Source organism: Citrobacter amalonaticus, assembly GCF_018252635.1.
Lineage (GTDB): Bacteria > Pseudomonadota > Gammaproteobacteria > Enterobacterales > Enterobacteriaceae > Citrobacter_A > Citrobacter_A amalonaticus_E.
On the sequence record NZ_JAGTXM010000005.1, the window covers coordinates 307,351 to 320,061 of the forward strand.

11 protein-coding genes are annotated in these 12,711 nt (G+C 57.6%); 4 read left to right on the forward strand and 7 right to left on the reverse strand.

The window, feature by feature from the left end; translation table 11 throughout:
- The first annotated feature begins 131 nt into the window (after positions 1-131).
- The 4 genes from KE671_RS16935 to KE671_RS16950 all read left to right on the forward strand — a co-directional run bounded on the left by KE671_RS16935 (position 132) and on the right by KE671_RS16950 (position 6,573).
- Entirely contained in the window at positions 132-1,325 is a 1,194-nt protein-coding gene (locus tag KE671_RS16935) for an NAD(P)/FAD-dependent oxidoreductase (RefSeq protein WP_206163920.1), read from the forward strand.
- A gap of 321 nt (positions 1,326-1,646) precedes the next feature.
- On the forward strand, positions 1,647-2,714 hold the full coding sequence (locus KE671_RS16940; RefSeq protein WP_206163921.1) for an HlyD family secretion protein: 1,068 nt from the start codon (positions 1,647-1,649) through the stop codon (positions 2,712-2,714).
- Entirely contained in the window at positions 2,711-5,449 is a 2,739-nt protein-coding gene (rbbA, locus tag KE671_RS16945) for a ribosome-associated ATPase/putative transporter RbbA (protein WP_206163922.1), read from the forward strand. The genes KE671_RS16940 and rbbA overlap by 4 nt, the downstream gene beginning before the upstream one ends.
- A complete protein-coding gene (locus KE671_RS16950; protein ID WP_206163923.1) occupies positions 5,449-6,573 on the forward strand; it encodes an ABC transporter permease in 1,125 nt (374 codons plus the stop codon). The genes rbbA and KE671_RS16950 overlap by 1 nt, the downstream gene beginning before the upstream one ends.
- A gap of 93 nt (positions 6,574-6,666) precedes the next feature.
- Here KE671_RS16950 and nikR read toward each other — a convergent pair whose 3' ends face one another.
- The 7 genes from nikR to acpT form a co-directional block, all read right to left on the reverse strand.
- Complete coding sequence (nikR, locus tag KE671_RS16955) at positions 6,667-7,068, reverse strand: nickel-responsive transcriptional regulator NikR (RefSeq protein ID WP_042323093.1); 402 nt, start codon at positions 7,066-7,068, stop codon at positions 6,667-6,669.
- Positions 7,069-7,080: 12 nt separating this feature from the next.
- Complete coding sequence (nikE, locus tag KE671_RS16960; protein WP_206163924.1) at positions 7,081-7,881, reverse strand: nickel import ATP-binding protein NikE; 801 nt, start codon at positions 7,879-7,881, stop codon at positions 7,081-7,083.
- Positions 7,878-8,642: a nickel import ATP-binding protein NikD gene (gene nikD / locus KE671_RS16965; RefSeq protein ID WP_206163925.1), complete on the reverse strand. Its 765-nt coding sequence runs from the start codon at positions 8,640-8,642 to the stop codon at positions 7,878-7,880. The genes nikE and nikD overlap by 4 nt, the downstream gene beginning before the upstream one ends.
- Positions 8,642-9,475, reverse strand: a complete 834-nt coding sequence (gene nikC / locus KE671_RS16970; protein ID WP_206163926.1) for a nickel ABC transporter permease subunit NikC — start codon at positions 9,473-9,475, stop codon at positions 8,642-8,644. Before nikC ends, nikD begins: the two co-directional genes overlap by 1 nt.
- A complete protein-coding gene (gene nikB / locus KE671_RS16975) occupies positions 9,472-10,416 on the reverse strand; it encodes a nickel ABC transporter permease subunit NikB (RefSeq protein WP_206163927.1) in 945 nt (314 codons plus the stop codon). The genes nikC and nikB overlap by 4 nt, the downstream gene beginning before the upstream one ends.
- Positions 10,416-11,990, reverse strand: a complete 1,575-nt coding sequence (gene nikA, locus KE671_RS16980; RefSeq protein WP_206164043.1) for a nickel ABC transporter substrate-binding protein — start codon at positions 11,988-11,990, stop codon at positions 10,416-10,418. The genes nikB and nikA overlap by 1 nt, the downstream gene beginning before the upstream one ends.
- 136 nt (positions 11,991-12,126) lie before the next feature.
- Entirely contained in the window at positions 12,127-12,711 is a 585-nt protein-coding gene (gene acpT, locus KE671_RS16985) for a 4'-phosphopantetheinyl transferase AcpT (RefSeq protein ID WP_206163928.1), read from the reverse strand.

Consider the following 12,711-nt stretch of genomic DNA (forward strand, 5'->3'; position numbering starts at 1 on the left):
GAATACAATAGAGCCCATAAAGAATTATCTTATATATTTCATATAAATACTTCTGCCTGAGGATTTTCTCGCTGGTGCGACCACTGAGATAACTTTACAATTCACGCCCTGAATTCAGAGAGGAACGTAAAGTGGAAAGGTTTGATGCCATTATTATAGGTGCTGGCGCGGCAGGTATGTTCTGTGCAGCACAGGCAGGACAGGCCGGCAGTCGGGTGCTGCTTATTGATAATGGTAAGAAACCTGGCCGCAAGATCCTCATGTCCGGTGGGGGTCGTTGTAACTTTACGAACCTTTATGTTGAGCCAGCGGCCTATTTGAGTCAGAACCCGCATTTTTGCAAGTCTGCGCTGGCGCGCTATACCCAGTGGGATTTTATCGATCTCGTTGGTAAGCACGGTATCGCCTGGCATGAAAAAACGCTCGGGCAGCTTTTTTGCGATGATTCCGCACAGCAAATCGTCGATATGCTGGTGGCGGAATGCGAAAAAGGCAATGTCACCCTGCGCTTACGCAGTGAAGTTCTGAGCGTTGCGCGGGATGATGATGGTTTTACGCTGGAGCTGAACGGGGCCACCGTCGGCGCGAAAAAGCTGGTGATTGCCTCAGGTGGGCTGTCGATGCCAGGCCTGGGCGCGTCGCCGTTTGGTTATAAAATTGCCGAACAGTTTGGTCTGAAGGTTCTCCCCACCCGTGCCGGACTGGTGCCGTTTACCCTGCACAAACCGCTGCTGGAGCAGCTTCAGGTGCTCTCTGGCGTTTCCGTTCCATCGGTCATCACCGCGCAGGATGGTACAATCTTTCGTGAAAATCTGCTGTTTACCCATCGCGGCCTTTCAGGCCCGGCGGTTTTACAGATTTCCAGCTTTTGGCAGCCCGGTGAATTTGTCAGCATTAATTTACTACCGGATACCAATCTGGATGAATTTTTTAACGAACAGCGCGGCGCCCACCCAAATCAAAGCCTGAAGAACACGCTGGCGATGCTGTTGCCGAAGCGTCTGGTGGAGTGCCTGCAACAGCTCGGTCAGATCCCCGACGTCTCGCTCAAACAGCTCAACGTTCGTGACCAGCAGACGTTGATTGACACCTTGACCGACTGGCGCGTTCAGCCGAACGGCACCGAAGGATATCGCACAGCAGAAGTGACCCTTGGCGGGGTTGATACCCACGAACTGTCGTCACGCACCATGGAAGCGCGTAAAGTGCCGGGTCTCTATTTTATTGGCGAAGTGATGGATGTTACCGGCTGGTTGGGCGGCTACAACTTCCAGTGGGCATGGTCCAGCGCCTGGGCATGTGCGCAGGATTTAGCTGGGGTGTAAATTATTCATTTCGCATATCATTACTAACCATAAGCGAATAGACATCATCCATAATGATGCTAGTATTTCATTGATACTAGCTATGAGTATGCGTGTTTCATTTACGGCCAGGAACGCTGATGATGACAACATTACTACCCGATTTTCGCACCTCTCTGTCATTCACTTTCCTTCACGGCGAGCGTAGTAATAACGCCTGTATGCCGCCTGGTCATCCTCACTTTTTCCTTCTTATCCCGGAGGGAAGATACCGCTGAACGCCGTTTCAGTGGGGTTTTGTGACGCGCATGGTTTGATAACAGGGATTATGGCGGGTCGATTATGGACAACATTAAGCGTCATCTGACGTGGTGGATTGTGGGCGCGCTGGTGGTGATTGCTGCTGGCGTGTGGTGGGTTCTACGGCCCGCAGGCGTGCCGGATGGTTTTGCTGCCAGCAACGGCAGAATCGAGGCGACGGAAGTGGACATCGCCACCAAAATCGCCGGACGTATTGACGCCATTCTGGTGACAGAGGGACAGTTTGTTCGCCAGGGCGACGTACTGGCGAAGATGGATACTCGCGTGTTGCAGGAACAGCGGCTGGAAGCTATCGCGCAAATCAAAGAGGCCGAAAGCGCCGTGGCTGCCGCACGGGCGCTGCTCGAACAGCGGCAAAGCGAAACCCGCGCCGCCCAGTCGGTGGTGAAACAGCGTGAAGCCGAGCTGGATTCCGTCTCAAAACGTCACGTCCGTTCCCGCTCGCTCTCCCAGCGTGGCGCGGTCTCGGCACAACAACTGGATGACGATCGCGCCGCTGCGGAAAGCGCACGTGCGGCGCTGGAGTCGGCAAAGGCGCAGGTCTCCGCGACGAAAGCCGCTATTGAAGCCGCACGTACCAGCATTATCCAGGCACAAACCCGCGTCGAGGCAGCGCAGGCCACCGAACGGCGGATTGTCGCGGATATCGAAGACAGCGAGCTTAAAGCCCCGCGTGATGGCCGGATTCAGTACCGCGTGGCGGAGCCGGGCGAAGTGCTGGCGGCGGGCGGTCGGGTGCTGAACATGGTCGATCTCAGCGATGTTTACATGACGTTCTTCCTGCCTACCGAACAGGCGGGTCTGCTGAAGATTGGCGGCGAGGCGCGTCTGGTGCTTGATGCCGCGCCGGACCTGCGTATTCCTGCCACCATCAGTTTTGTAGCCAGCGTTGCGCAGTTCACGCCGAAAACCGTTGAAACCAGCGATGAGCGCCTGAAGCTGATGTTCCGCGTCAAGGCGCGTATCCCCCCGGAATTACTCCAGCAGCATCTTGAATATGTCAAAACCGGATTGCCAGGCATGGCGTGGGTGAGACTGAACGAACAGCTTCCCTGGCCTGACTCACTGGCGGTGAGGTTGCCGCAATGACCTCTCTGGCGCGGGTTCCCGTTTCTCCCGTGGCGCACCTTGACGGCGTGAGTCAGCATTACGGGAGCACGGTGGCGCTGAATAACATCACGCTGGATATCCCCGCGCGCTGCATGGTGGGGTTGATCGGCCCCGACGGCGTGGGGAAATCAAGCCTGCTGTCGCTCATTTCCGGCGCACGGGTGATTGAACAAGGCAACGTCATGGTGTTGGGCGGCGATATGCGCGATCCGAAACACCGCCGTGACGTCTGTCCGCGTATTGCCTGGATGCCGCAGGGACTGGGAAAAAACCTGTATCACACGTTGTCGGTGTATGAGAACGTCGATTTCTTCGCCCGTTTGTTTGGTCATGACAAAGCCGAGCGCGAAGCGCGGATTACGGAGTTACTGAACAGCACCGGTCTGGCCCCGTTTCGCGATCGTCCGGCGGGGAAACTCTCAGGCGGGATGAAACAGAAGCTGGGGTTGTGCTGTGCGCTGATCCATGACCCTGAATTATTGATACTGGATGAACCGACCACCGGCGTTGATCCCCTGTCTCGCGCCCAGTTCTGGGATCTGATCGACAGCATCCGCCAGCGGCAGACCAACATGAGCGTACTGGTGGCGACGGCGTATATGGAAGAAGCCGAGCGCTTTGACTGGCTGGTGGCGATGAACGCAGGCGAGGTGCTGGCGACCGGCAGCGCGCATGAGCTGCGCGATAAAACCGCCAGCGCGACGCTGGAGCAGGCGTTTATCGCCCTGTTACCGCAGGCGCAGCGGCAGGCGTATCAGCCGGTGGTGATTCCACCGTATCACGCGGAGCAGGAAGAGATTGCCATTGAGGCAAAAAACCTGACCATGCGCTTCGGCAATTTCGTTGCTGTCGATCACGTGAACTTCCGCATCCCGCGTGGGGAGATCTTTGGCTTCCTCGGTTCCAACGGCTGCGGTAAATCGACCACCATGAAGATGCTGACCGGGCTTCTGCCTGCCAGTGAAGGCGAGGCCTGGCTGTTTGGTCAACCGGTCGACCCGAACGATATTGATACCCGCCGCCGGGTGGGCTATATGTCGCAGGCGTTTTCGCTGTACAGCGAGCTGACGGTTCGACAGAACCTTGAACTCCACGCCCGGTTGTTTCATATCCCGGAAGCGGAGATCCCTGAGCGCGTTCAGGAGATGAGCGAGCGCTTTATGCTGGTGGAGGTTGAGGATACGTTGCCCGAGTCGCTCCCGCTCGGCATTCGCCAGCGGCTGTCGCTGGCGGTGGCGGTGATCCATCGCCCGGAAATGCTGATCCTCGACGAACCGACCTCCGGCGTTGACCCGGTCGCCAGGGATATGTTCTGGCAACTGATGGTTGATCTGTCGCGTCAGGATAAAGTGACCATTTTCATCTCCACCCACTTTATGAACGAAGCCGAGCGCTGTGACCGCATGTCGTTGATGCATGCCGGTAAAGTGCTCGCCAGCGGTACGCCACAGGAACTGGTGGCGCGGCGTGGGGCTGCAAGCCTTGAAGAGGCGTTTATCTCCTGGCTCCAGGAGGCTGCGGGCCCGGCGCCTGAAACCTCTGTGCCGGTCGAAACAAAACATGAAGAGGCGAAGCCGCCGCGTCAGGGATTCAGCCTGCGGCGACTGTTCAGTTACAGCCGTCGCGAAGCGCTGGAACTCAGGCGCGATCCGGTGCGTTCGACGCTGGCGCTGCTGGGAACGGTGATCCTGATGCTGATCATGGGTTACGGCATCAGCATGGACGTCGAAAATCTGCGTTTTGCCGTGCTCGATCGCGATCAAACCGTCAGCAGCCAGGCCTGGTCGTTGAATCTGGCGGGTTCACGTTATTTCATTGAGCAACCCCCGTTGACCAGCTATGACGATCTTGACCGACGAATGCGCTCGGGCGATGTCGCCGTGGCGATTGAAATTCCACCCAACTTTGGCCGTGATATTGCGCGCGGCACGCCAGTGGAGATTGGCGTCTGGGTGGATGGCGCCATGCCCAGCCGCGCCGAGACGGTGAAAGGCTATGTGCAGGCGATGCACCAGAGCTGGCTACAGGACGTGGCGAGCCGCCAGCCAACGCCGGCGGGGCAAAGTGGACTCATGACCATTGAAACGCGCTATCGCTACAACCCGGACGTGAAAAGCCTGCCGGCAATTGTTCCTGCGGTCATCCCGTTGTTGCTGATGATGATCCCGTCGATGCTGAGTGCGCTGAGCGTAGTGCGGGAAAAAGAGCTGGGGTCGATCATCAATCTTTACGTAACGCCCACCACCCGCAGCGAGTTTTTGCTGGGTAAACAGTTACCCTATATCGCGCTGGGGATGCTGAATTTCTTGTTACTGTGCGCCCTGTCGGTGTTTGTTTTTGGCGTGCCGCACAAGGGCAGTTTCCTCACGCTCAGTCTGGCCGCGCTATTGTATGTCACTATCGCCACCGGAATGGGACTGCTGATCTCCACGTTCATGAAGAGTCAGATTGCGGCGATTTTTGGCACCTCCATTATTACCCTGATCCCGGCGACGCAGTTCTCCGGGATGATCGATCCGGTAGCGTCGCTGGAAGGGCCGGGACGGTGGATCGGTGAGATCTACCCCACCAGCCATTTCCTGACGATCGCCCGCGGGACGTTCTCGAAAGCATTGGATCTCACCGATCTCTGGCCGCTGTTTGTACCGCTGCTGATCGCCATTCCGGTGGTGATGGGGCTGAGCGTACTGTTGCTGAAAAAACAGGAGGGGTGATGCGCCGACTACGCAATATTTATAATTTAGGTATCAAGGAGTTGCGCAGCCTGTTGGGCGATAAGGCGATGCTGACGCTGATCGTGTTTGCCTTTACCGTTTCGGTGTACTCCTCTGCGACCGTGCTGCCGGGGTCACTGCATCTCGCGCCGATTGCTATTGCCGATATGGACCAGTCGCAGCTCTCGAATCGGATCGTCAACAGCTTCTACCGTCCGTGGTTTTTACCGCCGGAGATGATCACCGCCGACGAGATGGATGCCGGGCTGGATGCGGGTCGCTATACCTTTGCGGTCAATATTCCGCCCAATTTTCAGCGGGACGTCCTCGCCGGGCGGCAGCCGGATATTCAGGTGAACGTTGACGCCACGCGCATGAGCCAGGCGTTTACCGGCAACAGTTACATCCAGAATATTATCAGCGGTGAAGTGAGTAGTTTTGTCGCGCGCTACCGCGACAATAGTGAACCGCTGGTCTCGCTGGAGACCCGAATGCGCTTCAACCCGAACCTCGATCCGGCGTGGTTTGGCGGGGTAATGGCGATCATCAATAACATCACCATGCTGGCGATCGTGCTGACCGGTTCGGCGCTGATTCGCGAACGGGAGCATGGCACGGTGGAACACCTGCTGGTGATGCCGGTAACGCCGTTTGAGATCATGATGGCGAAAGTCTGGTCGATGGGACTGGTGGTGCTGGTGGTCTCGGGGCTATCGTTAATGCTGATGGTGAAAGGGGTACTCGGCGTGCCGATTGAAGGGTCCATTCCGCTGTTCATGTTGGGGGTCGCGCTGAGCCTGTTCGCCACGACTTCAATCGGCATTTTTATGGGCACGCTGGCGCGTTCTATGCCACAGCTGGGGTTGTTGATGATTCTGGTGCTGTTGCCGCTGCAAATGCTTTCCGGTGGCTCCACACCGCGCGAAAGCATGCCGCAGGCGGTACAGGACATCATGCTGACGATGCCGACGACGCACTTCGTCAGTCTTGCGCAGGCGATACTATATCGCGGTGCCGGGTTCAGCATTGTCTGGCCGCAGTTTCTGACGCTCCTCGCCATCGGCAGCGTCTTCTTCCTGATCGCGCTGCTGCGTTTTCGAAAGACGATTGGCACGATGGCGTAAGCAGATGCCGGATGGCGGTTACACCTTATCCGGCCTACGGGAGTGCCAAATCCAGGCCGGCAAGCGAAGCGCCACTGGCAGCATCGCTGGCGATTACTCTTCCTTCGGCAAACACTGCAAATGGCCGTGGCGTACGCCGCGCTGGGCGATGACATCATCGGCAAAATGCTGAACATCGCCCATATCGCCTTTCAGGACGGCAATCTCCAGACAGTCGTCATGATTGATATGGACATGCAGCGTGGCGACGGACAAATCATGGTGATGGTGCTGCGTTGAGACAATGCGACTGGCTAAATCACGCTTCTCATGTTCATACACATAAGAGAGCACCGCAAAGCCCTGGGTGCCGTGCTCCTGAGTGGTTTCCTGCGCCAGCGCGCCGCGCAGAATGTCACGAATGGCTTCGGAGCGGTTGTTGTAACCACGACGCTGGCTCAGGCTATCCAGCGTTTCCAGTAAATCGTCATCAAGCGTGATGGTGACTCGTTGCATCAGATATCAACCTTACGAAATGGCGCGATGGCGCACGGGGTATGCGGGAAGTACCGCCTTTTGTAGCACACGACCGGCTTCGGAGGAAAAGGTTAATGCTTCACCCACAGTTTGTGTTTCAACGATCTGTCCGTCCTCCATCACCATGACACGATGGCAAAAACGCTCTACCAGCCGCAGGTCGTGAGTGATAAACAGACAGGCGGTGCCAAACTGCTGCTGTAGTTTTTTGAGCAGACGAATGACGCCTGCCTGCAACACCAGATCGAGATTCGACACCGCTTCATCGAGAATCAACAGTTTCGGCTCCACCACCAGGGCGCGGGCCAGACAGACGCGCTGGAGCTGACCGCCGCTGAGCTGGGGAGGACGTTTATCCAGCAGGTTTTCATTGAGATCAACGGCGTTAAGCATCTCCCGCACCCGTGCCAGCTGTTCGGCTTTGGACAACGAGAGTAAATGGCGCATTGGTTCACGCAGGATCTCATCGACGGTTTTCCGTGGATTCACCGCGCTGATGGAATCCTGAAAGACCATCTGGATATCACGGCGAAACGCCTTTTGTTTAGCCCGGTTCAGTTTTGCCAGCGGTTCACCGCGCCAGCTTACGCTACCCTGACTGGGCGATTCCAGCCCGACCAGCAGACGCGCTAACGTGCTTTTCCCGCAGCCGCTGCGCCCTAAGAGAGCAACGGTTTCGCCGCTTTTCAGGTTCAGGGAGACGTCTTTCAGCACCTGCTGATGCGGATGTTTTCCGCCCAGGCTGGCATGGGCGTACTGATGAGAAAGGTCCGTGACGCTGAGTAAAGTCATGAGGCTAACTCCATACCGTACAGCGCGAGATGGGCTGATACCAGACCACGGGTGATGGCGTGTTGTGGGGCCCTGAACAGGGTTTCCACATCGCCTTGTTCGACGATGTTTCCGTTATCCATCACCGCCACATCGTCGGCCAGTCGCGCGACCACACCCATATCGTGAGTCACCAACAGCATGCCCGGTGCCCGGTTCTGCATAATACTCTCCAGCAGATCGAGGATGCGCGCCTGCGCCACCACATCCAGGTCGGTGGTCGGCTCATCGGCGACGATAAACGGTGCATCGGACAGGACCGCCATGGCGATCATCATGCGCTGTAACATGCCGCCGCTCATCTCAAACGGATAGAGCTTCAGCACGCGATCGGCATGCTCCAGGCCCACGGCTTCCAGGGCGCGGATAAGCGTGGCGTCATCTGCCGGTTTACCCAGCGCCTGGCAGGTTTCCCGTGCGTGGGTCGCCATTGTATGAAGAGGATTAAACGCGCTGCGCGGGTTTTGCATAATGGTGGCGATTTTGAACCCACGCAGGGAGCAAGGGGACACCGGCTTGCCGTCAGCAAGAAGCGTTCCGCTTGTCTGGCGTACGCCGGCGGGTAAAATCCCGAGCGCCGCCGCGCAGGTCAGCGATTTTCCGCTACCGCTGCCACCCACCAGCGCCAGCACGCGTCCGCGTTTGAGTGTTAACGACACGTCGTGCACCAGCGGGCGATCGGCCTGTAAGACGATGTTTTTCAGTTCAATGTGCTGTGGCATCAGTGGGCGTGCTCCGTAACCAGATGAGGATCCAGGTGGTCGCGCAGGGCGTCACCCACCATGTTGAAGGCCATCACGGTGATAAACAGCGCCAGCCCCGGCCAGAACATTTGCAGCGGCTGGGTCCAGATATACTGGCGGGCGTCGTTAATCATCACGCCCCATTCGGCTGTGGGCGCTGTCACGCCAAGGCCGAGAAATGACATCCCGGCAACGTGCAGCATCATGTGACCAATATCCAGGGTTGCCAGTACCAGCAACGAGGGGATCACCGCCCCGGCCAGATGGTCGATAAACACCCGGATATGACCCGCGCCGGAAAGTCGTGAAGCGAGAACAAACTCGCGCTGGCGAAGCGAGATCACCAGGCTGCGCACCATGCGCGCATACCACGCCCAGTGTGACAGGGCGATAGCGATAATCACGTTGGTGAGGCCCGTACCCAATACGCCGACCATAAAGAACGACAGAATCGACGTCGGGAAGGTCATAAACATATCGGCGACGCGCATGGTGGCCTGATCGACGCGCCCGCCCAGCAGCCCCGCGCTGCCGCCGACGATAAGCCCCAGCGCCAGCACCAGCAGCAGACAGGCCATCACCGAACCAAGCGACACGCGGGTGGCAGCCAGCAAACGAGAGAAAATATCGCGTCCCAGATGGTCGGTTCCCAGCCAGTGCTGGCTGTCCGGTGCCAACAGGCGAGAGGGCAAATCAATCGCCTGCGGATCATACGGCAACCACCACTGGCTGGTCAGCGCTATCACCGCCAGCAGGGCGATGACAATCATGGCCAGACGAACCGACCAGCGTGAAGAGAGGAAAAAGTTCACGAGTGCGCTCCTTCATGACGACGAATGCGCGGGTCCAGCGCGGCGTTCAGCAGATCAACAATCAGGTTACAGACCACGAAAACCACCACCATCATCAGCGTAAAGCACTGAATCACCGGGTAGTCGCGATTAAAGATGGCAGAAACGGCATAGCGTCCAACGCCCGGCCAGGCAAAGATGTTCTCAATAATCATCGTCCCGCCAATCAGCTCGCCAATGTGCATGCCAATCGCCGTGACCACCGGCAGCGAGGCGTTACGCAGAATATGGCGGCGTTCGGTTTGTTTGTCGTTCAGCCCACGCAGGCGAGCCCAGGTGACGTGACGCTGTCCGGCGACTTCCAGCATGCTGGCGCGCAGCAGTCGGGCGTTAATCGCCAGGGACATAAAGGCGATCGACACCGCCGGTAAAATGAGGTGCTGCCAGTCGCCGTAGCCCATCGCGGGCAGCCACTGCAGGTAAACGGAGAAGAACATCACCAACAGGAAGGCGAGCCAGAAGTTTGGCATCGACACGCCGAGAAAAGCGATCAATCGCACGACGAAATCGGGCAGGCGATCGCGATGACGCGCCGCCCAGATACCGAGTGGTACGGAGGTCAGCAGGATCAGCGCCAGCGCCGCGCCGGCCAGTTCCAGCGTCGCGGGCAGGAAATTCAGCATATCATCCAGCACCGGACGCTGGGTGGCGAACGAGATGCCAAAATCCAGATGCAGCGCCTTCCACAGCCAGGTGCCGTACTGCACGACAAGCGGCTGGTCCAGCCCCAGCATCACGCGGGTTGAGGCCACCATTTCCGGGGTGGGTGGCAGATTCGATAAGCGCAGATAGTCGAGCGCCGGGTCACCGGTGCCCAGGCGCAGCATGAGGAAGATGATCACCGAGGCGGCGAAAATCATCGGAATCAGCAGCAGAATGCGCCGCAGTACATAACGCAACATCAGGGTTTCACCGGTTTAATCTGTTCAAACGGAATTTCAGAGGCGATAGGCGCATACGGAATTGTGCCCAGTTCAGGTCTGGCGACCACCATCATCGAGACATAGCTGATGGGCAGATAGACCGCGTCGTTGTGCAGGCGGGTCAGGATGTCTTTGTACAGCGCCTGACGCTGCGTGTCGTCCGTGGTTTCCAGTACTTCGCCAATCTCTTTATCAATCAGCGGCTTGTCGGCTAAACCCTGCTGTGCCTGGTAATCCGCATGCGACGGCACGCGCATCGAGCTCATAAAAGCGTGCGGATCATACGGCGCGCCCCAGGTGCGGTTGAAGATCATACCGAAGCGACCATCGCGCTGGCGGGCGTAAATGCTGCTCTCTTCTTCGCCGACCAGTGCGACATCGACGCCAATCTGGCGCATATCGGCCTGAATGATTTCCGCCATCGATTTACTCAGCGCATCGGTGCCGATGAACGACAACTCAATGCGCAGCGGTTGACCGTTTTTCTCACGAATGTCTTTGCCAGTGGGCAACGTCCATCCTGCATTTTCCAGCAGATCTTTCGCCTGTTGCGGGTCGTACTGACGAGGTTTGAGGCCAACGTTGGCATAAGGGACCGTCGGGGCGAACAGCGTATCGGCGACCTGTTGCGTGCCGTACAGCGCATTGTCGATAAGCGATTTCTTGTTCACCGCATAATTCAGCGCTTCACGCACCGCCAGTTCATTGGTCGGTGCTTTGGCCGAGTTGAGCGCCAGCATTACCGTTTCAATCGGCTGCGAAAGTTGGGTGCGGTAGTTCGGGTTCTGACTGAAACGAGCGAACGTATCAAGCGGCAACAACCCTTCGTTACCGTACAGCAGGTCAATGTCGCCCGTTTCAAACGCCACGGCGCGGGTCGTAGGATCCGGGATCACTTTGACGGTAATCTTTTGAATCTGCGGCTTTTCACCCCAATAGCGATCGTTGCGTACCAGCACATCGTACTGATTGAGCTTCGACGTTTTCAGTACCCACGGACCGGTGCCAATCGGTGCTTTAATGCCGCGCATCGTTTCGTTGTCTTTAAATTGCGACGGCGCGATAAAACGGAACGGGCGCGGCAGCGCCAGCTCTTGCAGGAACGGGTAATAGGCGCTTTTCAGGGTGATTTGTAGCTGGTTTTTGTCGAGCGCTTTCACGTCGACGATCTGATTGACCAGTTCCAGCCAGGCATGGCGCTGACGGTTATCGAGCACTACGCGGAAGTTTTCCGCCGCCGCATGGGCGTCGAACGCTTCACCGTTTGAGAAGTTCACATTATCACGCAGGGTGAAAGTCCAGGTCTTGCCATCCGCTGAGTGGCTCCAGCTTTTCGCCAGCCATGGAATGACCGACCCGTCCGCCTGATATTTCACCAGTGGTTCATAGACCATGCTCTGGGCGAACATCTGGTTAGGGGTATACAGATGGGGGTTAAGCGGCCCAACGTTGACCGGCCAGGCGGTCGTGATTTCGTCAGTCGCGGCGGCGTGCGTAAGGAATGACGCACAGGCCAGCAGCGCAATAAGTGTGCGGCGTAGTCTGGACAAAATGGTGATCCCGAATGATGTAGAGGTACGACGTAATGAGTATGACGATTCTAAGGAATCATCATACTTTTGACGTGTTCTGGATCAAGAGAAGGGCGGTCAAAGGTGTGAATTATACGAAAATCGTATATTTCCGTTGTCAGGCCGTTTCCAGCCATTGCACGGTGTCTGCGGTCAACGTAAAGGGCGTAGGGGTGCAAACCGCCAGGCTCAGGTTATCGAACTGGCAATGGCTCAGCGAAAGCCCGCAGTCAAAGGTACTGTCGACGCTGACGATTTGCCACGCGCTGCCGCCGCGCTGTTTCACGATCGCCTCTTTTTGCGTCCAGATACGCCAGAACGCGGCGAGCTGTCTGTCGGGATGTTCCGCTTCCACTTCGGCATGTTCTCCGAGGCTGAAAACCGCATTTGCCAGCGAGCGCCAGTTAGCGCGAGGGCGAATGACTTCGAGATCGCAACCCACTTCGCCTTCATCGCTCAGCAGCAGGGCGATGTCGTCGCCGCTGTGGCTCAGGTTGAACCACAGCGACATTTCGGGTGAAAACGCGGGTTTCCCCTGTTCGCCGTACACAATCTCCGGCAGCGGCGAGAGGACATGGGAAAGCAGAACGCGGCCCGCCAGCCATCGCGCGCGTCGCGGTCCCTCTGGCGCCAGAGCGGTTAACGCAGACGGCAAGGCGCCTGCGCTGAGTGTCGAAACTTTTCCCAGTACGATCCGATACAT